At 48.7% G+C, this 24,982-nt stretch carries 27 protein-coding genes; 11 read left to right on the top strand and 16 right to left on the bottom strand.

Annotated elements, in window-relative coordinates; all coding sequences use genetic code 11:
- The 12 genes from B152_RS0120045 to B152_RS0119990 all read right to left on the bottom strand — a co-directional run.
- A partial coding sequence (locus tag B152_RS0120045; protein WP_020592381.1) for a transposase occupies nt 1-199 on the bottom strand: 199 nt, incomplete at its 3' end.
- Between the two features lie 126 nt (nt 200-325).
- Complete coding sequence (locus B152_RS0120040; RefSeq protein ID WP_020594240.1) at nt 326-1,573, bottom strand: acyl-CoA reductase; 1,248 nt, start codon at nt 1,571-1,573, stop codon at nt 326-328.
- Nucleotides 1,563-2,657, bottom strand: a complete 1,095-nt coding sequence (locus tag B152_RS0120035) for a LuxE/PaaK family acyltransferase (RefSeq protein ID WP_020594239.1) — start codon at nt 2,655-2,657, stop codon at nt 1,563-1,565. The genes B152_RS0120040 and B152_RS0120035 overlap by 11 nt, the downstream gene beginning before the upstream one ends.
- On the bottom strand, nt 2,654-4,105 hold the full coding sequence (locus B152_RS25650) for an AMP-binding protein (protein ID WP_020594238.1): 1,452 nt from the start codon (nt 4,103-4,105) through the stop codon (nt 2,654-2,656). The genes B152_RS0120035 and B152_RS25650 overlap by 4 nt, the downstream gene beginning before the upstream one ends.
- Nucleotides 4,102-4,851: an SDR family NAD(P)-dependent oxidoreductase gene (locus tag B152_RS0120025; RefSeq protein WP_020594237.1), complete on the bottom strand. Its 750-nt coding sequence runs from the start codon at nt 4,849-4,851 to the stop codon at nt 4,102-4,104. The genes B152_RS25650 and B152_RS0120025 overlap by 4 nt, the downstream gene beginning before the upstream one ends.
- Nucleotides 4,835-5,086 (bottom strand): acyl carrier protein, encoded by a 252-nt coding sequence (locus B152_RS0120020; protein WP_020594236.1) that lies wholly within the window; start codon nt 5,084-5,086, stop codon nt 4,835-4,837. Before B152_RS0120020 ends, B152_RS0120025 begins: the two co-directional genes overlap by 17 nt.
- A gap of 12 nt (nt 5,087-5,098) precedes the next feature.
- Nucleotides 5,099-5,608 carry a flagellar assembly protein FliW gene (fliW, locus tag B152_RS0120015; protein WP_020594235.1) on the bottom strand — a complete coding sequence of 170 codons (510 nt, stop codon included), beginning with the start codon at nt 5,606-5,608 and terminating at the stop codon, nt 5,099-5,101.
- Between the two features lie 68 nt (nt 5,609-5,676).
- Nucleotides 5,677-6,594 carry a flagellin gene (locus tag B152_RS0120010; RefSeq protein WP_020594234.1) on the bottom strand — a complete coding sequence of 306 codons (918 nt, stop codon included), beginning with the start codon at nt 6,592-6,594 and terminating at the stop codon, nt 5,677-5,679.
- 11 nt (nt 6,595-6,605) lie between these two features.
- Entirely contained in the window at nt 6,606-8,483 is a 1,878-nt protein-coding gene (gene flgK / locus B152_RS0120005; RefSeq protein ID WP_020594233.1) for a flagellar hook-associated protein FlgK, read from the bottom strand.
- A gap of 44 nt (nt 8,484-8,527) precedes the next feature.
- Nucleotides 8,528-8,989, bottom strand: coding sequence for a hypothetical protein (locus B152_RS0120000; RefSeq protein ID WP_020594232.1), 462 nt, complete (start codon nt 8,987-8,989; stop codon nt 8,528-8,530).
- Nucleotides 8,990-9,340, bottom strand: coding sequence for a rod-binding protein (locus tag B152_RS0119995; RefSeq protein ID WP_020594231.1), 351 nt, complete (start codon nt 9,338-9,340; stop codon nt 8,990-8,992).
- On the bottom strand, nt 9,340-10,482 hold the full coding sequence (locus B152_RS0119990) for a flagellar basal body P-ring protein FlgI (protein ID WP_020594230.1): 1,143 nt from the start codon (nt 10,480-10,482) through the stop codon (nt 9,340-9,342). Before B152_RS0119990 ends, B152_RS0119995 begins: the two co-directional genes overlap by 1 nt.
- Nucleotides 10,483-10,749: 267 nt before the next feature.
- Between B152_RS0119990 and B152_RS0119985 the strand changes: the two genes are divergently transcribed.
- Nucleotides 10,750-11,166 carry a flagellar assembly protein FliX gene (locus B152_RS0119985; protein WP_026261736.1) on the top strand — a complete coding sequence of 139 codons (417 nt, stop codon included), beginning with the start codon at nt 10,750-10,752 and terminating at the stop codon, nt 11,164-11,166.
- A gap of 119 nt (nt 11,167-11,285) precedes the next feature.
- Nucleotides 11,286-11,702, top strand: coding sequence for an RNA polymerase-binding protein DksA (gene dksA, locus B152_RS0119980; RefSeq protein ID WP_026261735.1), 417 nt, complete (start codon nt 11,286-11,288; stop codon nt 11,700-11,702).
- A gap of 79 nt (nt 11,703-11,781) precedes the next feature.
- Here dksA and flgH read toward each other — a convergent pair whose 3' ends face one another.
- The 4 genes from flgH to flgF are packed head-to-tail and all read right to left on the bottom strand — an operon-like array spanning nt 11,782 to nt 15,073.
- A complete protein-coding gene (flgH, locus tag B152_RS0119975) occupies nt 11,782-12,534 on the bottom strand; it encodes a flagellar basal body L-ring protein FlgH (protein WP_020594227.1) in 753 nt (250 codons plus the stop codon).
- Nucleotides 12,535-12,544: 10 nt separating this feature from the next.
- Nucleotides 12,545-13,522 carry a flagellar basal body P-ring formation chaperone FlgA gene (flgA, locus tag B152_RS25645; RefSeq protein ID WP_020594226.1) on the bottom strand — a complete coding sequence of 326 codons (978 nt, stop codon included), beginning with the start codon at nt 13,520-13,522 and terminating at the stop codon, nt 12,545-12,547.
- Nucleotides 13,523-13,545: 23 nt separating this feature from the next.
- A complete protein-coding gene (flgG, locus tag B152_RS0119965) occupies nt 13,546-14,331 on the bottom strand; it encodes a flagellar basal-body rod protein FlgG (RefSeq protein WP_020594225.1) in 786 nt (261 codons plus the stop codon).
- Between the two features lie 13 nt (nt 14,332-14,344).
- Nucleotides 14,345-15,073, bottom strand: coding sequence for a flagellar basal-body rod protein FlgF (gene flgF, locus B152_RS0119960; protein ID WP_020594224.1), 729 nt, complete (start codon nt 15,071-15,073; stop codon nt 14,345-14,347).
- Between the two features lie 418 nt (nt 15,074-15,491).
- Here flgF and B152_RS0119955 point away from each other — a divergent pair, with 418 nt between their 5' ends.
- The 9 genes from B152_RS0119955 to B152_RS26145 all read left to right on the top strand — a co-directional run bounded on the left by B152_RS0119955 (nt 15,492) and on the right by B152_RS26145 (nt 24,934).
- The gene (locus B152_RS0119955; RefSeq protein ID WP_020594223.1) at nt 15,492-16,019 is read left to right on the top strand and encodes a flagellar basal body-associated FliL family protein; all 528 of its coding nucleotides are present in this window, start codon (nt 15,492-15,494) and stop codon (nt 16,017-16,019) included.
- Between the two features lie 16 nt (nt 16,020-16,035).
- Nucleotides 16,036-17,124 (top strand): flagellar motor switch protein FliM, encoded by a 1,089-nt coding sequence (gene fliM, locus B152_RS0119950; protein ID WP_020594222.1) that lies wholly within the window; start codon nt 16,036-16,038, stop codon nt 17,122-17,124.
- Nucleotides 17,125-17,129: 5 nt separating this feature from the next.
- The gene (locus tag B152_RS0119945) at nt 17,130-17,663 is read left to right on the top strand and encodes a DUF6468 domain-containing protein (protein ID WP_020594221.1); all 534 of its coding nucleotides are present in this window, start codon (nt 17,130-17,132) and stop codon (nt 17,661-17,663) included.
- Between the two features lie 9 nt (nt 17,664-17,672).
- Nucleotides 17,673-18,347 carry a MotE family protein gene (locus B152_RS24520; protein ID WP_033406985.1) on the top strand — a complete coding sequence of 225 codons (675 nt, stop codon included), beginning with the start codon at nt 17,673-17,675 and terminating at the stop codon, nt 18,345-18,347.
- A gap of 243 nt (nt 18,348-18,590) precedes the next feature.
- Nucleotides 18,591-18,980 carry a response regulator gene (locus B152_RS0119935; RefSeq protein ID WP_020594219.1) on the top strand — a complete coding sequence of 130 codons (390 nt, stop codon included), beginning with the start codon at nt 18,591-18,593 and terminating at the stop codon, nt 18,978-18,980.
- Nucleotides 18,981-18,991: 11 nt separating this feature from the next.
- On the top strand, nt 18,992-19,639 hold the full coding sequence (locus B152_RS0119930; protein WP_020594218.1) for a protein phosphatase CheZ: 648 nt from the start codon (nt 18,992-18,994) through the stop codon (nt 19,637-19,639).
- Nucleotides 19,640-19,644: 5 nt separating this feature from the next.
- Nucleotides 19,645-20,334 (top strand): flagellar motor protein MotB, encoded by a 690-nt coding sequence (locus tag B152_RS0119925; protein WP_157231192.1) that lies wholly within the window; start codon nt 19,645-19,647, stop codon nt 20,332-20,334.
- A complete protein-coding gene (locus B152_RS0119920) occupies nt 20,334-21,278 on the top strand; it encodes an OmpA/MotB family protein (RefSeq protein WP_020594216.1) in 945 nt (314 codons plus the stop codon). The genes B152_RS0119925 and B152_RS0119920 overlap by 1 nt, the downstream gene beginning before the upstream one ends.
- Nucleotides 21,275-24,934, top strand: coding sequence for a tetratricopeptide repeat protein (locus B152_RS26145; RefSeq protein WP_020594215.1), 3,660 nt, complete (start codon nt 21,275-21,277; stop codon nt 24,932-24,934). The genes B152_RS0119920 and B152_RS26145 overlap by 4 nt, the downstream gene beginning before the upstream one ends.
- Nucleotides 24,935-24,982: the final 48 nt, after the last annotated feature.

Below are 24,982 nucleotides of genomic sequence, written 5' to 3'. Positions count from 1 at the left end.
TCAAGCGGCGGTTTTGTTCTGCCAGGTCCTTCATCTCAGAAATCAGAGAGGCATCCATGCCGCCGTATTTTGCCCGCCATTTGTAAAAAGACGCACTGCTCATCCCGTGTTCACGGCAAAGCTCAGAAACCGGCGCACCACCTTCTGCCTGCTTTAAAATTGACATGATCTGGGCTTCGCTAAATCGTGAATTCTTCATCTAAAATCTCCTCAGGTATATTGCCGAGAAAATTCTACTTTTGAACACATCTATTTTTCGGGGGGATTACCGTTAAACATATGGACTGGTTGTGATCCGTTTGGTCTAAAAATACTTGTGTATGATTTATTCACTCAAAGTTATCGTTCTCTGATAAGCATCGATCATGTTGTATCCATCCCAGATCTCTGAAAAAATGTGGGATTGGCCGATGGGGACAATACGATCAAAGCAATTCCCTGTGCATGAATCTAAAAAGTCAGTAAGTTCTTTACCGTCAAAGCCATAGTGGGAGAGAGTTTGGTCTTTCTTAGAAATAAGAGACTGTATTCCTCCGAGCGATTTTGCCCGAATCTCTAATAAAAGACCATTCCCTTGATGGAGATCGCGCGTGAGATCAAATGTATCAACCTTTGGTTGGTTGAGTTTCAAAGTCGAGAGAAATGGAGAGTGAGTTTCCAGACGACAATTATTTACTAAAGCCAATATAGTATAAATATTATCTAGTTTCTCGACCGCGTTGCCGATGCATAGTTCAGCAGGCCTTTTCCCGATTTCTTTGGTAAGATTTCCCCAAAACACCGCTGTGGCTGAGTTGATATCCTTTTTCCCTCCGATCCAGCAAAATGCTTTGGGAGAGGAACAGGCTTTCTGATCAAATAACATAAGGTCGCTGGCGAGGCGTTGGGCAAGTTGCTGTTTTTCTGAATCTGATGCCTCTAGATACGATGTGGCTTTGACTGCGGCCCAGGAAAACCTATCTGAAAAGCTGATTTCGGCAGCCTTTGCCGCCAAGGGGATTTTACGAATTTCGTTGATCGTTTCGTCACCACCCCAAATTACCCGCAGATCACAAGACTGTGATAACGCGGCAGTAATTTCTGTTTCATGCCTATATGAAAAAATATCAAAGCTTTGCGCAATTTCTTTGTAAGCAGGATTTTTGCATAGATCCCTGAGCAATCGGCAAAGCGTTATTGTTGTGACAGGAGCATTGGGGGATACCCGAATCAGAGTGCGGTTGCCTGTGAGAAGGGATAAAACCAGTTGGTAACAAAACAAAGAACCAACATTTGTTGGAGGGATCAGGAAGACAACGCCCTTGGGGCTTTTGTGTGTTTTTCTTTTTTTAGGTTCATTGTCTTTCTGGGCTAAGCTCGAGATGTTTTTCTTACGTAGCCAGAAAGCCAATGCAGCAAGCTCAGGATCATGAGACAAGTTTGGTTCTGTGCCGATTGCGTCTGAGAGGTGTGCACAAAAATTGATGATCGACTCTGAAAAAGCAGGGACAGCTTTCGCGCCGATTGTTTTAGAAGTGAAAATTTCTGCTAATTCAATGGTTTCCTCAGTTGGGGCGCATTTTTTAACTTTCATTTGCGAGCTCGCTGCGATTGGGGGCTGTGTCACTGCACCCGCGAATTTCGGCCATGGGAGCGCGTCTGGTAACTTCGAGGCAGTGAGGGGAGCCATTAATTATCTCGCTGGGGTGGAGTACGCCCATGTCACTGGTCAAGATGGAGTGACCAGGGTAGCTTTTGGGAACCAAGCTGAGAAGTTGTATCAAGCCTTCTTTACCGTAAGGTAAAGGAGCGAGTGTAAAGGGATCCCTGATGATTACATCGCTAAAGGGAGGGGGGGCGAGAAGACCATTTTCTTGCTCTAAGAAAATACTGCCTATCTGTTCGACCAAGCCATAAAAATTATAGATTTTCTTTAGCCCAATCTTCTGTTGAAAAGTTTTCTTGAATGTATCTGGACTCACGGCCTGTGACTGCATTTTTTTCCAGCCTCCGCTATGAATTAATACGCCCTGACCAAGATCCCAAGAGGTGGGGCATTGCTGGAGGAAGTATTCCCAGGCTATAAAGGTAAAACCAAAGAGGAGGAAAGGGTTGTTGCTGTTCTTTGTCAGAAAGCTCTCGATTTCTTTTTCCTGCAGCTGCATCCGTTCGTCAAAGGCAAAGCAATGTGCGTGTCCAAAACGCATCATACCCAATACTCCGGCACCTCTGGCGGTAAGAGGTACGGATCTGATTACGGAAGACATATCAAGGATTAGCATTGGTAACCGTCGATTACCTAAAATCCTCTGTAAGGTTTTGTTCAGGGCACGGACTTGGCGGGTTCCGGTTTCATGATCAATCGAAATCATACTTGGGGCATTTCCGCTAGTACTGCTGGATACCAAGGTTTTAATTATTTGATCCGGATAACTGAGGCTGTGTAGCTGGAATTTTTTAAAAAGATTTACAGGCAGAAACGGTACATCCTCTATGCTTATACAATTTTTGGAAGAGAACTCAAGACCCTGTAATATCTTGGTGTAGTGAGGGCATTTTCTTTGATGGTGGGAGGTAAGTTCAAGCAGACCGGCCAGCATCATATATGTCTTGTGCTGAGGAGTAAGAGACTCTGCAGATTTTACCAGCAGATGTTCAAAAGTCATATCAGTTGTCATAACCGTTTATAATCCAGCTTGCCGGATGGTAGGCGAGGTAGTTTTTCTAGCTGATTAAAGGTCAAAATATTGCCGGGGAAAGAGTATTGTTTCTCCAGGGCATCTTTTAGTGCGCTCGAATTCACAGCGGTCTCATGATATATTCTTATTTTGCCATCTTTCTCAATGATTGCGCAGGTAGAAATTCTGGACAGACTTTGTTCAATATCATCCAGATTGAACCTGAGGCCATAAAGCTTAGAAATACGTTTAGTCCGACCTGTGATATAGAGAAATTTATCATCATCCAGGTAACCGAGGTCTCCTGTCTCGAGGATATTATCGAGTTGAGGTGCCTTATATAAGTCCTCACGTGTTTCGGCATAACCCCACATCACATTTGGCCCTGAATAGATAATCTCTCCTTCTTGCCGCGAGTACGGCGTGTCTATTAGCCCCTCGGGGGAGGATATCGTTAACTGGCCTGTACTTATTACTGGGCCCACAGAGCCAAGTTTTTCCGGGAAATGACAAAGGTTAAAGGTTGTTATCCGGGGTGCTGCTTCCGTTTGGCCATACATAATATAAAAATCTATATGGGGGGGAAGCTGTTGTGTAAATGCGAGCTGCTTGTCGGCGGAAAGTTTCCCTCCAGCGACGCTAAAACTATTGAGAGTGGGAAGTTTTAACCGATCAAGGCCGAGCTTTAGGAGGATATCATAGTGGAAAGGGACACCAGGGAAAAAAGAACAATTATGACGTTGGATTTGCTGCCAGAATTCTTTATCCATAATTCCAGCCTTGGAGAGAATACTGCGTGCGCCACTACAGCTGTGACTAAGCAAAACAGAAAGTCCATAGGAATAGAAGGCTGGTAAGTGGGCAAAGGCTTTGTCGTTTGCCGTTATCTGCATCGCTCCGCTGATGGACTTGCTATTGTCTTCCAGATTAAATGCAGAAAGACGGACAAATTTTGCTGAGCCTGTGGTCCCAGATGTGGGGAGGAGAAGCCTTAAGCCAGAAGGGAGAGGTTTGCCCTTGGGTTCGAGGTTCGCCAAATAAAAGCGAGCCTCTAAAATCAAGTTTGTGAGTAATTTCTGTTCCCCCCCTCCCTTTGCCCGTAAATTTAGGGGGGTGAGCTCTTTTGGTAAGGTTCTGGGTTCGGCTGAGGTAATGACAAGATTTGGTGAAAAAACTTTAATATATTTTTCAAGAATTGCCCGAGGAAGTGCAGGGTCTAGGGGGCATACAACATTTTCGCTTGCGAGAGAGGCGAGTAAAAGGGTTGTAAGGGACAGGCTGTTATCGGATAGGATAAAGATCAAATTCCCGGTTTCTCTCGGCAGGACAGAAAGAAGTAGGTCGTGCATTGATCTGATTGTAGAAAAAGAAACTTCTTGGCCGCTGTGCCCGTCGACAAGAGCCGTTTTATCTGAGAAATGATCTAGGGCTGACAGGAGAGTTTTCAAACTCTCAAGCCTCCGTCTACCTGTAGTGTTTGCCCAGTTATAAAAGAAGATTGATCGCTAGCGAGAAACAGGACGGTCTGAGCAATCTCTTGTGCAGAACCCAAACGTTGGAGGGCTGTGTTCGCAATATGATCAGCAATTTGTTCAAGACTTAAATGAGCAATCATGTCGGTCTTGATAAGCCCGGGGGCGATGGCATTAACTCGAATTCCTTGAGGTCCGAGTTCTTTTGCAGCAGATTTTGTCAACCCGATAACTGCGGCTTTAGATGCTGCATATGCGGCTTGTCCTGCTGCACCCTCAACGCCAATGATTGATGAAAGATTGATTACGGAGGCGTTGGAACTTCTTCGCATTAAGCGTGCTGCAAGTTGTAAACAGTGCAGGGTGCCAAAGGTATTAACCGCGAATATCTTGTTGAGATTGTCTTGGGTGATCATTCCTAGAAGACGATCTTCTAAGATGCCGGCATTATTGACCAGAATATCAAGCCGTTTATGAACGGAAAAAATTTCTTTGAACATCCGGGAAATTTCATCTGGATTTGATATATCGGCTGCCATAATAAAGGGACTTTTACCACCGTGAGCAACAATTTCTTCAGCAGTAGTCTGACAGTTTTTCTCGTTAAGGCTGTGCAAGATGACAGTGGCATTTTCCTTGGCGAAGAGGCAGGCAATCTCACGCCCAATGCCTCTGCTTGAGCCAGTAACAAGAGCTATTTTATTTTCAAGAAGTGCAGTCAATCCCGTGTTCTCCGAGTATCAGACAGGCTTTTTCAAAACAACTCATGTCAATGATCTGTTCTGTTTCCATCAATATATCGAACTCGGTTTCAATAGCCGCAACTAGCTGCATGTGGCCAATTGAATCCCATTTGGGGGTTTTGTTATATTCCAATATGTGGAGTGTATTAGAACCGGAGATCTCAAGTGTTTTGGTGAAAACTTGCTTTAAGCGCTCAAGTGTCGTGATAGTCATGTTTAAAGATACTTAATTAATTGCATGTCGAACGTTGTAATCTTCCGAGTTAAGAATGTGTTGCCATCCCAATTGTTTCACAGTGTCAAGAAACAGTGGTGCGCGGATATTCACCGTTTTGGTCAGACCACTCTGTTGGTGTCTCAGAGTTGTAACCAGCATAATGGCAAGGCTCTCGGGCGGTATTGCGAGTTGTTTTATAGCATTAGCCAAATCCTCGTCAGAAATAATGCCGCTGGATAATTCATACGGTTTTAAAATAAAGGTCAAATCTGGCTCATCAATGCACTGGAGAAGCATGAAGCCTTCTAGTACAGGATGGTTAGGAATCGAGAGGCCAAATTCCCGGAATTCTGAAAAGCCTACCATACCTTGGGGCATCTTGATTGTCCGTTCCCGGTCAATCTCCATAACACCGAAGCGGGTCTTCAGGGTTATAATGTTTTTTGGTTTTTCCTCGGTCATCGGCATTATGGTTCCGGCGAAATCCTGAGCTTTGTAATTCGGACTGATATTCAGCATAATGGGCCTTCCCGTTACAATAGGCAACCATGATTAACGAATGGTAAGCGTGAAATCACAAAGACTTATCAGACATAGTTCAAAAGTGTAATTTCATTGATACGTGAAATACTGATGTATGAGGCCTGAAGCTGGACCTGATCAAAGGCCAGTTTACTGGTTGATTCTGCAATATCTACATCTTCTATACCGGAAATTGTATTCTGAACATAGGTTTTGTAATCGGCGTGATTCTTCTTTGTACTATCAAGTACAGAGAGTTGTGCACCGATCTGGCTTCGCATTGCGGTAACACCATCAAGGGCCGTCTGAAGCACGTTATAGGCTTCCTGTAAAACGGTTGTATCGTCATTTAAGCCTGCATACTCAACATATGAAAGGCCCCGTAAAATTTTCTCCACAGTTGGATCATCCGCGGTAATCCCGTATGCCAATGTCGTATCTTGGTCAATACGGTTACTGAGCTTGACGTTGTCTCCCTGATAATAGTCAAAATCCGGAGTGAATGTCCCAGGTAGACCTGCCTGGGGGGTGTAGGCAGGGTCGTTGAGATTAACCGGAGCTGTGTCAGTAAGGCTACCTGAAAACAGATATCGACCCTCATGTTGGGCGTTGAAAACAGCTGTTAACTCGGAACGGTAACCCTGTGCAAATTGCTCAAAAGGAATCTCTTGTATGTTTGAGCCGTTAAGTCCGTTTATGAGGTCTGCCAACAACTTTGTAATACGTTCTGTAGCTGTACTCAAATTTGTTTCCATTATCTCTAAGCGCGTCTGAGTTGACTGTGTATTTCTTTCAAACTGGGTTGTTCTGGTATTGTCTCGTTGCAGATTGACCAGCTCCAGAGATTGTAAGGCAATATTGGTATACTCTTGGGTAACTTTACCACTTGATATCTGTACAGTTCTTTCAGAAACCTTGGCTTGAGTAGATGCCATGTTTGCTTGCAGGACCTGATTTTGAGCATAGCTGGATACGCGAATCATGATTATTCTCCCTATGCCAATTCAATGACGGTATCGAGCATTTCGCCGGTAATCTGGATTACTTTTGCTGCGGCGTTGTATGCATTTTGAAAAATCACCATATTGGCCAACTCTTCGTCCATATTTACCCCGGATTCATTTTGCATTTTGACTTGCAGGTCACCTGTGAGGGTCGATTGAAATTGCAATGCGTTTTGTGATACCTGAGTAGTTGTTGCACTATAAGACAACATAACTCCCGCATATCCGGCTAAAGTGCTTGAGTTTCTGTTTGGGCCATTGGCGATACTGTCAAAAGTGTAGTTTTTTTCGAAAGCAGCAGCCAGCTCTAGAGCTATTTCATTGTTTCCGCTACCGAGTTGTAAGTTCGGTGGTGTTCCGGTTAAACGACCACGGGAAATACTTGAGGGATCTGCAACGATGTCACTCCGAACGAGAAATCCGGATGAAATCCCATTTTGTGAGCCTTGCCCTGCAACAGCTGGTGTCGCTGCAGTCAATTGGGGGGTTACAAAGAAATCATTCAAACCAAAGAAATTGGAAAACCCACTATAATTTTCGGTAGTGCTATCGAGATCTGCGTCGTATTGCACAATACTGTCACCTTGGTTGGCAACTGTTCCTGCGTCTTTTATTGCAAGCCGGACATTACTGTTAAGTTTAATCTCTAACCTTCCGTTGGAATCAAACTGAGCTGTCCCGTTTGCACCAAGAAATGTATTTATCTGTGCCTGAACAGCAGCTGGTGTGGTCGCTCCTGCTGCAATAGTTCCCATGCCGCCAACCATAACACCATTTACATCTAGAAGGACGAGATTAACGTCATCACTAAGTGTCATGGCCTGCGCTGTATTTGTGAAGCTTCGTGAACTGAGGAGAGTTGCTGGAGAGGCCGCATTAGTACCTTTGCCTAAAGGGGTGTTTGCACCTCTGTTATGGGCAAGGTTCACAGCATCGCGGAGTTGAGCGCTCATCAGGTCAAGTTGGTTTGTGACTGCGGGGAGCGTCTTGTCCCTGGCTTCAAACAAACTTGCTAGTTTGCCTCCAGTAAGTCCTGCTGTTATATCGTTTGCAGCAGATGGCGATCCGCCTGCATTAAAATGTACTCCATCCAACGCAGTCGGATATGTTTCATTTGCTGTGATAAAGGGTGTCTCTCTAAAGGAAAGCTCAGCTGTAAAAGCTCCACTGACAAGTGTTTTCCCACTGCCGGTAAGGACATTGATCTGCCCACGATCTGTTTGGAAATATTGAATGTCAACATATTGGGCCAGGGTGTTGATTGCCTGATCTCGTTTGTCTTCAAGGTCTCCTGTTGGGAGGCCTTGGGCTTTTTGACCAGGTATAGTGCCGTTGATTTCGGCAATGATACTTAACTGGGATTTAATTTCCTTCAGAGCTTGAGAAATTTCAGCGTCTGCGCGAATGCGTTCTTTCTGGATTGTATCAGCCATATCCCTAATACGATCAGCTAAATTCACAGCATTATTCACTCCAGTGAAGTGATTGGACGAGATCTCAGGACTGTTTCCAATGTTTTCGAGTGAAGAAGAGAAACTGTTAACCAGATCACCAAGAGCATTTTTATTAGCGACGGAACCAAACATCTGCTGAATTCTATTCAAATAGTTATTCTCAGTTTGAATCGCACTTAGTCGAGTGGTTTCTTCACGAAAGTCTCGTTGCAAAAGAACATTTACACTTCGCTGAATTGCATCTGCGGTAACCCCGGATCCAATTCCTGCAATAACCTGGGTTTCCTGAACCAGTACCTTGCGGGAGTAGTTCGGATTGTTCAGGTTGGCCAGGTTGGTCGATGTAAGCGCCAAAGCACTTTGATTGACCCGCAGACCGCTTAGAGCATTGTTCAGGGCTAGAGATAGCGACATGATGTCCTCGAATTCAGCTGTTCAGTTTCAAAGGCGATCAGCAGTTACAGGCACTGGTTGAGATGCATTGGTGAGGATGACTTGGCAACCTGGGCCGCCAACACGCCTGAGTTTGAGTAGCTTGAGCTGTCTTGCTGTTTTTGCTGTTGAACGGCTGTTACAATCGCCTGCATCAGGCGTTCGTTACTGGCTTTGGCAGCGAGCAGGGCAATCTCGTTTTCTTTGACCATGTGGTTCATCTGGGTGATGACATCCCGAAGCTCCTCTTTGAGCAGGGGGTCAAGATGCTGCATGAAAGAAGGATTGCTTCTCAGCTGTGCAGTGCTTTGTTCGTAAATGTTGACCAGCTCCAGTTTTTCCTTTTGCAGCTGGCTCATTTCCTGGATCTGCATGGCGCGGAGGAGTTCTATCTCGCGACTCATGACAGCAATAAGGCCCTTGACCGTTTCAATCACACTGTGAACGGTTGTTTCGGGATACTCTTTAATCAGGGTTGCTGCAGACATTTATACCTCCTGCATTCTGATGATTTCGCGATATACGGCGTCTGATATTCCTACGCCGCCTGCTTTGGAAAGTGATTTGCCATACTCCTGAACCAGGAGAGAGCGGAAAACCTTTTCGCCGGAGCCACCACCCATGGGGCCGTCGGTTGGAAGGCTTTCAAACATCGGGGTCAGCATCTGGGTTAAAAATACTGCCTCAAAATCTTCGGCTGCGGCCCGGGCAGCTGCTTCGTTTTTCGGGTTGATCCGGGAGATCGCGGCTGCCTTTTCAGACAGGCTGTTCCCGAGGGCACCATCCATATAGTTCTGGGCCATAAAATTTGGGGCAAGATTTCCGGTTTCTATGGTCATTAGAGTAACTCGATATCAGCTTGCAGGGCGCCAGCCGCCTTGATGCTTTGCAGGATTGCAATCATATCCCGTGGTCCGACACCCAAGGCGTTGAGGCCATTGACGACTTCCTGCAGGGTGACACCGGAAGGGAGAACTGCCAGGCGACGGTCTTCATCCTCAGTCACTTCAATCTGGGTGCGATCTACGACCTCGGTATTTCCTGTATTGGAAAAGGCGTTGGGCTGGCTGACCTGCGGGGTCTCGGTAATCTTGACCGTCAGGTTGCCCTGGGCAATGGCGACTGTACTGATGCGCACTTCGTTACCGATCACGATGACGCCTGATTTTTCGTCGATCACGACCTTTGCGGGGGAATCAACCCGAACAGGCAGGAGTTCGATATCTGTCAGCATGGCGACCGTGTTGCCTCTATAACGGTCGGGAACATTAACCTGAACGGTTGAAGGATCTGTGCTGGTTGCGCTGTTGCCACCGAGCTGCTGGTTGATCGCATCGGCAATGCGCTGTGCCGTTGTGAGGTCGGGGTTCTTTAGCGCAATCTTGATGCTCTGCAGTTCTTTGAGGTCAAAATCGATCTCCCGCTCAACAATGGCGCCGTTGGAGATGCGGCCAACAGTCGGAACGCCCCGGGTAATGGTTTCTGCATTACCGGCAGCGCTAAAACCATTGATCGCTATCGGTCCCTGGCCAACGGCGTAAACTTCACCATCGGCACCCATCAGGGGGGTGACGAGCAAGGTGCCGCCCTGGAGGCTATTGGATGTACCGATTGCAGAGACTGTCAGGTCAATCCGGCTTCCCTGACGCGAGAAGGGGGGCAGGTTGGCTGTGACCATGACCGCGGCCACGTTGTCAGTGTCCAGATCATCATCGCGGGCATTGACCCCCAGGCGCTGGAGGACACCGATCAGACTTTCCCGGGTAAAGACGGCATCGCCGATATCATCGCCGGTACCGTTTAACCCCACCACCAGGCCGTATCCGACAAGAAGGTTGTCTCGGATACCTTCGAAATTTGTGATATCCTTGATTCTGGATTGAGCAGCCGCTTCTCCGCCAAACACGACCAGGCAGGTGAACAGGCCGCAAACGAGGGCTGTTGTTCTGGCTAGGACGCTAAGGTGATGCAGTCGGCTCATTTCGCTACTCACTTGGTTAAAGCATATGAAAACAAGATGATTTTCATACTTATCAAGAATGTTCTGTGTACGTTATGCGAATTTCGTGCCAATATAGGAAATGGCTGAATGTGGCTCGAATTTGCCAAATTTCAGGGGATTGTTTTACTTCTGGTCACCGGATGGGTAACAATGGCTCTGTTGACTTGGTAAATCTTGCCGGGGCTCTGGTCACAATTTTCTGACCAGGCGCAAAAGCTGGCGCGATTAAACTTTTATGGACTTGATATGAAGATACAAACGGGTTCTTCCGTCACTTCGACATCGGGGGCACGTTCCAAGAAAAAGACCGGTAGTGCGAGCGGGAGTTTTAGTGAGGCCCTGGAAACAGGCTCGGACGACACCCCTGTAAGCGCGCGGGGTGTTTCTGGGACCAGCAGCCTCGGTGGCCTGCTTTCCATACAAGAGGTTCCGGATGCCTTGACCGGGCGGCAAAAAGCGAAACGCCATGCCGAGAACATCCTTGATGAGCTTGATGAACTGCGCATTGGGTTGCTTTTGGGAACGATCCCAATTCGCCGGCTTGAACGCATCGAATCGCTGGTCGCGAAACGCAAAGAAGAGGTGGATGATCCTCGACTCCTTGAAATTCTTAATGAAATAGAAGTCAGAGCAGCTGTTGAATTGGCTAAGCTTGGACGGTAAGTTGTTGCTTTAATTTAATATAATTCAAAATTGCATAATTTGTTCAGGACAAACTTGTCGTTGTAGTCAAATCGCATATACTGCACGCCGAAAATTGCCAATAGACTAGGGGCGTTGCCATGACGATACCTCTTCCGCATGATTATCGTCCGTCAGAAGACGAAGAGTTTATGAACTCGACAATGCTGGAGTACTTCAAGCAGAAACTTTTGGCGTGGAGGGAGGAGCTGCTCGCTGAATCCTCTGCAACACTGCAATCACTTCAAAACGAAACACTGCAGGAACCGGATCTTGCTGACCGGGCTTCTTCCGAAACCGAACGCGCCCTTGAGCTGCGTACCCGTGATCGGGAGCGCAAACTGATCGGAAAAATCGATGAAGCTCTGAGGCGCATCGATGAAAACGAATACGGTTATTGCGAGATCTCCGGCGAACCAATCAATATCAAGAGGCTGGAGGCGCGTCCTATCGCAACGATGACCCTTGAAGCTCAGGAACAGCACGAGCGGATGGAGAAGGTCCACAGGGACGATTGATACCTTCGCAAAATATACAACAAAAAAGGACCGGCTGATTTTCAGCCGGTCCTTTTTTGTTGTGGCAGATTCTACCGTTCTAGAAGGGGAAGATGATATCGTAGAGTTGCTGGCCGTATCTTGGCTGCTGAACGTCGCTCAGCTGGCCGCGGCCACCATAGGCAATACGGGCTTCCGCAATCTGGTCGTAACTGATTGTGTTGGTCGATGTAATGTCTTCAGGGCGGATCATCCCCGATACGAGCAGTTCCCTGACCTCGTAGTTTACCCGAACTTCCTGACGTCCCGAGATGATCAGGTTGCCGTTGGGCATAACCTGGGTAACCAGCGCCGCAACACGCAGTTTGATACTTTCATTTCGATCAACAGAACCAACGCCTTTTGAAGAACTGCTGCTGTCAGCATCAACCAGAGAAGCGGGATTGAGATTGTCATTAAAGACACGGCCCAATTCGGTTTCATACCCGAGGAAGCTGGAAAGGCCGGCTCCTTCAGCGCTGGCTCGTGTCCGCTCGGTTGTGTTTGAAACTTTTGCTTCATCGGCAATCTGGATCACGACGGTCAGGAGATCACCGATTTGATCCGCACGCTGATCTTTGAGAAAGGCGCGTGAACCGGGACGCCACAGTGAATTGGGCTGTCGCTCGGCAACCTGCGGTGCCGGCATCGGCAAGGAAATGGGCTGAGGAGGGGCTGGGTTTTCGATCTTGCTAAGTTTAGGTTCTTCCCCAATTTGGGAAATCCGGCTCAGAGCATTACAGGCTGTCAGGGACAGGCCGATAAGGACGGCAACAGCACCTTTACCTAATGTGGTTTTGAATAAGTGAGACATGGGTGTTCTCCTAGTTACCGACGATGGTGCTACTGATGAGTTGAACTGTTGCCAGTCCTTCACCGGTGACTGTACCGTTAACAATCGTATTGGATTGGGTGTTCAATATTCTGATGACGTCGCCCATGGCGCCGCTGTCAAGTGCGCGTCCCTGGGTTCTTAGAACCAGCGGACCACTGTTGAGCTGAATCGTTACCAGGCTGTTTTTGTTGACGGCCTTTGGTGTGTCGAGGTCGTTGGTCCGGATCACGCTTTCTGGTTTGATAGAGTGTTTGGGTGTCATGCCAATCAGGCTCTCCAGATCGGTGATGGCATTTTTGCTTAACTTGGTCGATTTGAGAGTGATCCAGTTGATATCGTGATCGCGGATGATATCTCCCTTGCTGAGTCGACGGTTCAGTACAGGCACGTTCACCACCTTGATCAGATATCCTGAGACAACCTTGGTAATAACAGGACGACCTTCTGCGGGAATGACAATCTGGGCAGAAAAGCGGCTTTGGCCTTCGCGATAGTTTATGCTCTCGACGCGCAAGCTAGGTTCAACTTCTGCCGGGATTTCCAGGGCGCGGTCCTTCAGATCAAATTCGATCTGGTGGCCATCGGCGAGGCCTTGCTCCAAAAGTGCAACCTCAACACTGTTTTTGATCTGGTCGGCGTCGATCTTTTGACCGGCACGACTGACAGAGGTGGTGTCAAAGCGGGAATTCGGCTGCCAGTTGACATCATGTTTCTGGGCGAGGGCCCAAAGCCATCTTGCGTCGAGATCAACGTTTTTCCCTAACTCCGGCGCGTGCGCGATGGCGGTGTTCTGTTCTTCTTTCAGGCCAGAGAAAATATCGCTCAGATAAACGATGTCCCCTTCAACCACGATATCGCGGTTCAGGTTAACAACTCCGGAAAAAGCATCTGGTGCTGTTTCTGCCTGTACGGCCTGGCCCAGAAAAGCCAGGCTGGTTGTGAAGAAGAATACCTTGAGTAAACGCATGTCTCATACTCCCTTACTTGGGATTACCTGATGTTCGTAATCGAACGCATCATCTCGTCTGATGCTGAAATAATTTTCGAGTTCATCTCATAGGCCCGCTGGGCGGTAATCAGGCTGGTGATTTCCGAAACCGCATTCACGTTCGAGGTCTCGAGAGCCCCCTGAAGCATGGAGCCAAATCCGACCGAGTTCGGCGACCCTGTGGTTGCGGCGCCAGAGGCTGCCGTTTCGAGGTAGTTGTTGTCTCCGATGGCTTCCAGTCCGGCTTCGTTGGGGAAGATTGACAGGTCAAATTGGCCGGCAAGTGTTGCATTCACCTGACCGTCGAGCTTGATATAGACTTCTCCGGAAGCATTGATGCTGATGGATACGGCATTGGTTGGCACATTGATGCCCGGCTGAACTGTATAGCCATCGGGGGTGACAATGTCGCCTGTAGGAGAGAGCTGGAAAGCCCCGGCGCGGGTGTAGCCGGTTTCTCCCGAAGGGAGTTCGATATTGAAATAGCCTTCCCCGTTGATGGCGACATCAAGGGAGTTGTCGGTTATCTGCATTTCACCCTGGGACGTGATGCGATAGGTTGCGGTCGGTTTGACGCCGAGGCCCAGCTGGATGCCGGTCGGGACAACAGTACCGGTGTCCGAAGAGTTTGTTCCTACGCGCCGAAGATTTTGATAAAGCAGATCACTGAACTCAGCGCGCTGGCGCTTGAAGCCGGTTGTGCTGAGGTTGGCGATGTTGTTGGAGATGACCTCGACATTGAGTTGCTGGGCCAGCATTCCGGTTGCACCGATGTTTAACGATCTCATTTTGCTGTTCCCTCTATGCTCTCATGCTCGCCAGGCTCTGGATAGCCTTGAGCTGGCGTTCGTGTTCACCGTTAATAAATTTGGCCATGGACTCATAGCTGCGCGTGGTATCAATCATGCGCGACATCTCGATAATCCCCTGGATGTTTGATCCCTCGACCGCACCCTGGAGAATCTCTCCGGTGGCGTCTTCTATTGCTTCCTGGTTGTCCGCCGTACTGAACAGGCCGCCAGCTTCCTTGACCAGCAGTTGTTCATCTTCAAAGCTGACCAGTTTCAGTTTCCCGATGGGGCCACTGCTGGCGCTGATGCTGCCATCCCGGGTAATGGTTATATCTGTTGCTCCGGGAGGAAAGGTAATCGGGGCATCACCTTGACCCAGAACATTATAACCACCCGAGGTAACCAGTGTGCCTTCGGGGCTGAGGTGGAAAGATCCGTTCCGTGTGAAACGCTGGTCTCCGTTGACTTCTGCGGTGAAGTATCCCTCGCCGGTAATGGCCACATCCAGCGGGTTGTCTGTCGTCTGCAACTGTCCTTCGGCAAGGTTACGTACCAGGCGCAGATCCTGGGCAAAGCTGAGACGTTCTCCGGTTTTGGTCTTATCAAGATATTCGACAAACATCATCCCTTCACCCTTGTAGGCATTGGTGTTCATGTTGGCGACATTGTTGGCAATAATGGACATTTCACGGCCCAGTGCCATCTGTCTTGATAGAGCGATATAACCTGAATTTTCCATCCTGGATATTCCTTGCCTTCGTGGTTTGCCAGTAATCTATGCAGGATATATGCCAGAACGGGTTTCTTTGGATTAGCAAAGGGATGCGATGATTTGAGGGTGTAAATATCCGAATTCAGGCTGCAGTATTTTCTCAGTATTTTCTGGGGATGGAAACTTTTGCCACCGGCTATGGAAAAATATATCTTTTCCCATGTATTAAGTGATCGTCCGATAAGAAAGCCTGCGGGAATTGAGCAGATATTAACACTTTTCGTATAATCTGCTTTAGGTTACAAACCTATGGTTAGGAAGAGAGAGGCGGCCTCTGGGCAGTTTGTCTCTTAAGTGATTGATTTTGTGGACAGAGTGGTTAACGACTTTTTAACCATCTTGTATCCTTATATGGGATGTCCAACTGGAGGCGTAATAACACTGTATGGCTGATGAATCTGTCCGTGAAGGCGAAGACCTCGAAGTAGAAGCCCGTCCAAAAGGTGGCGCCTCTGGGAAAAAAATAGTTCTGTTTTTTATCCTGCCACTACTGCTGATTATCGGTGGAGGGGCTGGTGCCTATTTCACAGGCTTGCTTGATTCCCTTCTTGGAAAAGAAGAAGTACAGGAAGAGGTTGTTGCCGAAGAAACAATTCCGGCAAATGGTCCGGCTGTGTTCTATGACGTACCGGAACTCCTCGTGAATCTGAGCTCTTCGGGAAGCAAGAATCACTTTCTAAAGATCACCATCAGCCTTGAACTTGCTGTGGCGACAGATGTTCCGGCAGTCGAAGCCGTAATGCCAAGAATTGTTGATAATTTTCAGGTCTATCTGAGAGAGTTGCGGATTGAAGATTTGAGCGGTTCGGCTGGTATCCAGAGATTGCGTGAAGAATTGTTGTTGAGGGTCAATGCTGCAGCCGCCCCTGTGAAAATCAAGGATGTATTGTTTCAGGAAATGCTGGTGCAGTAACCCTGTAAGGTAGGAAATGGCAGACGAGACAGAAGAAGAAGTCGACCAGGAAGCCATGATGGCCGAATGGGAGGCCATGGCAGACGAGGATGGAGACGACGACGACGATGTCTTTGACAACGCCGACGAAGGTCCCGGTGGTACGCGTGTACTCGATCAAAGTGAAATTGACAGTCTGTTGGGTGTCGACAGTAATGTTGATGAGGGCGGTGATCAGTCGGGTATCCAGGCGATCCTCAACTCTGCGCTGGTGTCCTACGAACGTCTTCCCATGCTGGACATCGTCTTTGACCGTCTGGTCCGGATGATGTCGACGTCGCTGCGTAATTTTACCTCTGACAACGTGGAAGTCAGTCTGGACAATATTACCTCGGCCCGTTTTGGTGACTACCTCAATTCAATTCCCCTTCCGGCGATGCTGACGGTCTTCAAGGCAGAGGAGTGGGATAACTACGGTTTGATGACTGTCGATTCCGCAATGATCTATTCGATTGTTGATGTGTTGCTGGGCGGGCGCCGCGGTACGGCAGCGATGCGTATCGAAGGCCGTCCTTATACGACAATTGAACGTAATCTGATTCAACGTCTCGCTCATGTCGTTCTGGCAGACCTTTCCAGCGCCTTTGATCCTCTATCACCGGTAACGTTCCGGTTTGATCGGCTTGAGACGAACCCCCGCTTTGCCACGATTGCCCGACACGAAAATGCGGCAATCGTCATTACGCTCCGTGTGGATATGGAAGATCGCGGTGGCCGGATCGAACTGTTGATTCCCTATGCAACGCTGGAACCGGTCAGGGAACTCCTCTTGCAGATGTTTATGGGGGAAAAATTTGGCCGGGATTCCATTTGGGAAGGACACTTGACTGCCGAACTGTGGCAGACCGACGTTGCAATTCAGGCTGTTCTGGAGCAGGTGAATCTTTCCCTGGGGGATGTCATGAACTGGGAAGTCGGAAGTACGCTGGATCTGTCGGTGTCGCCAGAGTCCCTGGTTGAATTGCGCTGTGGTGATGTGTCCATGTTCAAGGGCAACATGGGGCGCAAGAGTGGCAATATCGCGATTAAGATAGCGAACAAGATTGTTCGTGATGATGGCGGATAAAACAGATGCCTGACTTAACAAACCTTGAACTCGGGTTTAATATCATCGTGGCGATTTTGCTGATCGCGACTATTGGATATGCCGTGGTGCTGAACAAAAAGCTCGATGCTTTACGTGATGCCAAAGCTGAAATGGAAATTCTGATCCGTTCTTTTGCGGAAACAACAGCCAAGGCAGAGAAGAGTCTTGCTGATCTGAAAGTCCACGCATCCCAGACCGGAACCGGTCTTCAGGAGCAGTCCCGCAAAGCTGATGGTATTCTGTCAGATCTCAGTTATCTGGTTGACCGGGCGGAAGTTGTGGCAGACAGGCTTGAAGGCAATCTTGGTGCGGCAAGAAAACAGTCTCCCGAAAGTTTGCTGCCCAAAGGAGTAAAAAAGAATGATCCCGGTGAGAATTTGGGACGAGAAGTTACTGATAAGCTGGCTGCCGAACTGGAGGAAACAATAACATCTCATAAGGCCAGCACTGCAACAAAGCCAAAAGATCTCTCACCAGCGGCCGAGGATCTCCTCAAGGCGCTTAAAGGGATGCGATAGGAGGAAAAGATGCGTTTATTACCTGTACTGATAGCTGTCTCCTCCATGACGTTGCTTGTAAAGGTTGGGGGCGTGTGGGAAGGCTTTAACCAGGCCGGAGAGGCCTTCGCCCAGAATGCCACGCCCGAGACTCCAGCAGCAGAGGCGCCAGCAACACCGGAAACACCCGCCATACCGGATACGCCAGAGAAAATGGCCGGGGATCAGGCCGGCGAGCAGTCAGCTGAACTTCCCAAGGTGCAGGGGCTTGAGGCCGATCCTTTCTCCATGACGGATGAAGAGGTTGTTTTGTTACAATCACTTTCTGCGCGCCGGGAACAGCTTGATGAACGCGAACGCGGAGTTGAGCAGAGGGAAATATTGCTGTTGGCGGCAGAGCAGCGGATTGACGAAAAAATTGCCGAACTCGGAAAACTTCAGAAAACAATTGAAGGTCTGATTGTTCAACACGATGCCCAGAGTGATGAGCAGATGACCAGTCTTGTCAAAATATATGAAAGCATGAAGCCCAAAGATGCTGCCAGAATTTTTGAAGAACTGGATATGGTTGTTCTGCTTGAAGTCGTCGAGAGAATGAAAGAGCGTAAAACTGCTCCGATTCTTGCCAGTATGAATCCCAAAAAAGCAAAAGAAGTTACTCTTGAACTTGCTCAAAGACGGGCGTTACCACTGGCAAAACAATAAAAGAAATCGTCTTTAGGTATTTATGGTTAAGATTTATTCGGTTAGATTTTGACACAGCAAAAGGCCCCGGGTCCTAGGACTTCCGGGGCTTTCTTGTGCTAACTGGTCGAGATAAGAAAAGAAAAGCTCTAAGATCTTGAAAAGCTATGGTTTGTTTACTCTGCGTTAATTCTATGCTGTTAGCTTAAAATCACGATTTGCGCTAATATTGTTTGCATATAGAGATTAGTTAAGGAGTTGCCTATGTCGGAAGTCGACATGAATATGCCAATTCTCATCGTGGATGATTATAAAACCATGCTGCGTATTGTGCGGAATTTGCTCAAGCAGCTTGGCTTCAATAATGTGGATGAGGCGACAGACGGCAGCAGTGCTCTGCAAAAATTGCGGGGCAAGCAGTACAGTCTTGTTATCTCTGACTGGAATATGGAGCCAATGAGTGGCCTTCAGTTGCTGAAGGAATGTCGTGCAGATGCACACCTGAAAGATCTGTCTTTCATTATGGTGACCGCGGAAAGCAAGACAGAAAACGTTATCGCTGCCAAACAGGCCGGTGTGAACAACTACATCGTCAAGCCTTTTAACGCTGCGACTCTCAAGAAGAAGTTGATTGCGGTTTTAGGTAACTTCTAAAGGAAGCTGTTATGACCAGATCGGTCAGGGAAGAGTTGCTGGAAAAGCTGAAGGCAGCAGATGTTGGCCTGAGTAGTGCTGACATTGACAGTCTTGTTGATAGCCTGACCTCCGATGTGGAGGGGGATGCAACTGCAACGAACAAAAAGCTTTTGAGCGAAATTGGTTCGGTTGCAAGCTATATTCATGACACCAAAAGGGAGCTTGCTTCCCTGCGGCCTGATGAAATCAAGAGCGATTATCTTCCTACAGCCGCTGACGAACTCGATGCTATTGTGGGGGCCACAGAACAGGCCACCCACAATATCCTCGAGGCAATGGAACTGCTGGAAGAACTGACAGAGAAGCTTCCAGATGCCGAAATGTCAGAGAAAATAAGCGAAGTTGTTACCCAGGTTTATGAAGCCTGCAGTTTTCAGGATATCATGGGCCAGAGGGTTTCCCGGGTCGTCAATGCGCTTCAGCATGTCGAGCTGAAAGTCGACAAGTTGCTGCAGGCTTTCGGCAACAGCAGCAATCTTCCGGCAACAGATAAACAACCCACACCCAAGCGAGCTGATGGTGTTAATCGGCCTGATGAAGATCTTCTCAATGGTCCACAGCTACCGGGGCAAGGCGTCAGTCAGGATGATATTGATGCCCTTCTCGGGTTTGATTGATTGACATGTTCGGCCCCCTGCTCAGGAAGCAGCACCAGGGGCACGATAGGAATATCGTTGCTCTCTTAAGCCTTAAGCTTCTGCTTTTGGCTTTTTTCATTATGCTTAATGCTCTTTCCTCCTTTGAAGAAGACAAAGCGAAGGCTGTTCTTGATTCTGTCAACAGCACCTTTAGCGGAGATGCCAGCAAGTTCGAGCGTCATGCCCGCTTTGACCAGAGTCTGGATAATCTCGACGACAAGGCAGAGTTGGTCAGCGAAGTGGAGCGCCTGTTCGAAACAACGATTCCTGCTGTGGAACGGGAAAAGGGCAGTACCCAAAACTTCTTGAGGCTCAGACTTCCTAGGGAGAGTATGTTTCCCCAGGGAGAAATGGATCTGGCGTCAGGCCGGGAGCTATTGCTCAAACGCTTGGCAACAACGCTGGGGCGCTTTGCCGATGGGGGCGGTTATTATGAGTTTGAGTTTCTCTATGGGATTGCCGGAACCGGAGCGGCTGCTACCCCTCAAGATCTTGATGTTGCCATAAGAAGAAGTGGCGTTCTGGCCCAGGCAATAGAAAGCGCCGGAATACCGGCAGATAAAGCTGCCATTGGCCTTCAGCCGGATGCCGGAGAAAATGTTTTTTTTGTTATACGTGTGTATGACACGGCAGTTAAAGATATCACTTTCGAAAACTATGCCGAGATTGAGTGATGTCAGAGAAAAAAGATCCTCAATTCACCTATAGAACATCTGGAAAAGATAAAGGCTCTGCTGATAAAGCATCGGCTACAAAAAAATCGACCAAGAAGACTTCGAGCCAGAAAACGGCGGATCAGCTTTATGCTGAAGGTGAAGTCGATGAGGACGTGGCCGTTCAGACAGTCAAGGTAACTGCCCCTGCTATTGTTCAGGAATACTATCTTACCCGCTTGCTAAAGGCGACTGAGAAACACCAGGAGCCTCAGGGGCCGGTGTTTTCTTCCAGCTGGATGGTGACCTTTACCGATCTGGTTGCTTTGATGCTTACTTTTTTTGTTCTGCTCTACTCGATGTCGGTAATGGAGGAAAAGAAGTGGCGAAATCTGGTCGACTCATTGTCAACCAGCTTGAAAGTCGAACGGTTTGTCGTTGAGCCCAAGCCGGCGAAGAGCCTGACCATGGAGCCTGTGGACTTTATCCCGGGGGAAGATCTGGATTATCTTCATTCTCTTCTGGGACAAAAACTTAAGGATGACCCAAAGCTTTCCAGTGTATTGCTGACCCGATTGGAGGATCGGCTCGTTGTATCTCTGCCGGGCGATCTGTTGTTTGAGCCAGGCGATATTACACCACTTGCCGAAACCGAAGCAGCGCTGATCCGGCTGGGAAGAGTTATGGGTTTCATCGATAACAGAATCGAAATAGCCGGTCATGCTGACCCTTCCTTGCCCGGGAATAGTAGTGCCTATCCGTCCAATTGGGAGCTTTCCCTTGCACGAGCTGACTATGTAGCTGTTTTATTGGAAAAATCAGGGTATAAAAATACTATTCTGTCGCGTGGCTATGGTGATTCACGTTATGGTAAACTTTCAGACAAACTGTCAGCCACTCAAAAAGACAAGCTCGCGCGCCGTGTTGATATTATCGTACATCTCTATGCCGGAGAGAATGGTTGAATAAAACCTTGTGCCAAATCTTTCTGGCAGGGGTATTGCTGTTCTTGTTTCCTCTCGCCTCTGTTGCTCAGGACGTGACAGTTCGTGCTGCTGTCCATCCTGGCTATGGACGGATTGTGTTTGACTGGCTGCGCGATGTTCCCTATCAGGCCCGGATTGAAAACAGACAGCTTATCGTCGAATTTGATCAAGAAGCAGATTATCAGTTTGGGGCGCTGGGGCAGGGACTGCGGGGCTATACCGGAAAACCTGTCCTGGCTGACAGTAAAAAACGAATTACCTTTCCTCTTCTGGATGACTTTGTTCAGGAGAGCTCAAAAAGCGGCAGCAAGGTTATTGTTGATCTTCGGATTGGAGATCCTGCAACAACGGTTAATCCGTCACAGCCTTCTGCTACAGCTCAGCCTGCAATAACAAAACAACCTTCCCCACCTGTCGTGGCCTCCAGTCCGGCATCGACAGTAGGTTTTCGCTTTGCCGAACATCCGGATTATAATCGCCTGGTTGTGGACTGGCCATCTGCGGTAAAGGGAAAGCTGTCCCAGCAGGGAGATCGACTGGTCGTTGACTTTGATAAAGCGGCAAAAGTTGACCTTTCTCAGCTTAACAGGACGAGAATGCCACTGGTTCAAGCAGGAAGGGTTCTGGAACAATCACCCGGTTTGAAACTGGAATTTAATCTGACGCCAGGCTCGGAAGCCCGTCTGTTTAATGTTGGCGCCAAGTCTGTCATTGATATCAAGCCTCGGGATAGCCAGAAGGCCGAAAACCAGAAAGCTCCTGAGCCTGCGAAACCTGCTGTGCCTATGCCTGCTGAGACCGCCAAAACAAATGAACCAGCTCAAGCGGAGACTTCGTCACCTCAAGTGACTTTACCCAAACTTGATGAGCTGGCGGGATCCGGGCCTTTGTCTCTTTTGCCAAAACCCGCAGGTGTAGAAGAGGCAAAGCCTGTAGTCGAAACCACGCCAGAAACAGCTCCGGCTAAATCTCCGCCTCTTGTTCCCGGGATTGCAGGTCTGACTCCTTCCGAGCAGGCTCCGTCAAAAGAAACAGTTTCTCCTGTGAATCCTGCTGATGCGACAAAACCGGGGCCTGGTACAACGGCGACAGGTCAGCCTGAAAATGGTCGAAAACGTCTGTCCGGGGAGTCCAGAAACAACACAGGACCGGTCAGACTGTCCGAGCTAAAACTCGTTGATGGCGGGACGGATGGAAACAGGGAAAAAGACAAGTCAGATCTGGTAGCCCAGGATCTGGTAACCTTAACAGAGCCACTGGATATTCCTTTCCTTGTCCCGCCACCGGGAAGGTCGGCAGATTTGTTGCCGCCGACAATATTCAATTTTAACTGGCCTGAACCAACTGGTGCCGCCGTGTTTCGGCGGGGTGAACATCTCTGGCTTGTTTTTGATCGTCAAGGACCAGAGAATTTACATCAGGCAATCGAACAGATGGCGCCACAGTTTGCCCCGGTTGACAGTCTGCCGATTGACGGAGCGACCGTCCTGCGTTTGTCAGCCCCGCAAACACAAGTTCCACGCATGAGTAAGGAGGGTAGTCGCTGGACAATTGACATCCGGCGTCGATCTTCTTTGCCAGTCCAGGCGATTGTCAGTGATCTTGGTCGAGGCGAAGACGGCCCTGAAGTCAGGTTCCTGGTTAAGTCAGTAACACGACTGCTTTCTCTGTCTCATCCTGAACTGGGAGATCGACTGATTGTGGCGCCGATTGCTGAACCCAATCTCGGTTCACCAAAAATTGATGAATTTCTGCAGTTCCGGGCTTTGCCATCCTATCAGGGGGTGGTGTTACAACCCACTGCCGAAGGCCTGATTGTGGCTCTCACACCGAGAGCTGTTGTGGTTCGCTCCAGAGAAGAGCTGCTGGTTTCCGGCGAAACAGCGCGATCCTTGCCCAAGGGTGGCGAGGTGGTGCCTGTTCCTCCGATCAAAATGCTGGATCTGGAAGCTGACCGGCGCGGGAACGAAAAGGTATATCTAAAGAATTTGCAAAATCTCCAGCGAGCGGTGACCGAAGCAACAGGGCTGCAACAAGGATTGGCCCGACTTGATCTGGCCCGTTTTTTCTTTGCCCATGGCCGCATTACCGAAGCTATTGGAATGCTCGAGCTGGTCGCACAGGAAAATCGACGCCTGAGCGAAGATCCTTCATTTAAACTGCTCCTTGGAGCAAGCCAGTTTTTGAGTGATAACTTTGAAGAAGCAGAAAAAACTCTTGCTGATCCTGCTCTGGCTGGTGAATGGGAAACGGCACTGTGGCAAGCTGCTCTGGCAGCTTCAGGGCAAGATTGGGGGCCGGCTGCCATTGGTTTTGCCGAGGCTGATGCTCTGATCTATGATTTGCCGTCGAATGTAGGTAACAGGCTATATTTACTTGCCGCAGATACGGCGTTGCATGTGGGGGATACGGGGGGTGCCAGTCTTTACCTTGGGAAAGTATTGGCAGGTGATCCAACAGAATTCGAAATGGCACAGGCAGATTTCCTCGAAGGTCAGCGTCTGTTTCAGGATGGTATGATTGAAGAAGCCCGGGAAATCTGGAAAGGCCTTAAATACAATCGGCATCGGCCAACCAGTGCGCGTGCCAGGCATGCTTTGACCAAGCTGGGGATTGACGAAGGCACATTAACCCAGGAAGAGGGTATCGAGCAGCTTGAGCAACTCCGCTTTGCCTGGCGGGGGGACAAGTTCGAATTTGCGATCCTCAACGAGTTGGGGGATCGTTATGCGGAAGCACTGGACTATCGAAAAAGTCTTCACTCCCTTCGGCAGGCAGCTTCCTATTTTCCGCATTCAGACCGGGCGGATCAGGTCGCAAAACGAATGAAAGAGATTTTCGAAGGTATGTATATTGAGGATGGCGGAAGCCGTATCCCGCCGCTTTCCTCTATAGCACTTTATGAAGAATTCAAAGAACTCACCCCGCTTGGCGAAAAGGGAGAGATGATGATCGCCAAACTGGCGGACCGTCTGGTAGATGTAGATCTGCTGGAGCAGGCAGGTGACCTGCTTGCAGATCAGGTTTCCTACAGGTTGGAGGGTGAGGAAAAGGCAAGAGTCGGAACCCGCCTCTCGCTCATTCGTTTGCTTGAAGGGACACCAGAACAAAGCCTGACAGCACTGGATGAGACAGAAATCGCTGACATGCCTGATAACCTCAAGCAGCAGCGGCTGCATCTCAGGGCGCGGGCAATGGCAGAGCTTTCTCAGGAAGATCAGGCCCTGGACCTGCTTGCGGGAGATGAAAGCCTTGATGCTTTACGTCTGAAGTCTGATATCCTGTGGAAAATGCGCAAATGGAATGAAGTCGGCAAGAGCCTTGGAAAGCTTATACCTTCATCTCCGCCAACAGATCGTGCCTTGAATGAGGAAGAAAGCCAGGCTGTGATTAATCTGGCAATTGCCCAGACTCTGGCAGGAGATAATGAAGGCCTGCAATTGCTTCGTGATAACTATGGCGCTGTAATGGAGGCGAGCCCTCGAAATGCAACCTTTAGGCTTTTGACAGGTAGCCTCGACAGTGGTGCGGTGAAGTCAATAGCGGATGAGCTGAAGCAGATTACACAAATTCAGGCTTTTATGGATCTCTATCGGGAGCGGCTTGAAAGTACCCCGCTCAGTGCGATTAATTAATACCAAGGAGCAATAATAAAGGCTCATACAGACGCTCTTCCGGCTTTC

The organism is Kiloniella laminariae DSM 19542, assembly GCF_000374005.1.
GTDB lineage: Bacteria > Pseudomonadota > Alphaproteobacteria > Kiloniellales > Kiloniellaceae > Kiloniella > Kiloniella laminariae.
The sequence above is the reverse complement of the archived record's forward strand: the minus strand, read 5'-3'. Positions and strand labels throughout refer to the sequence as shown.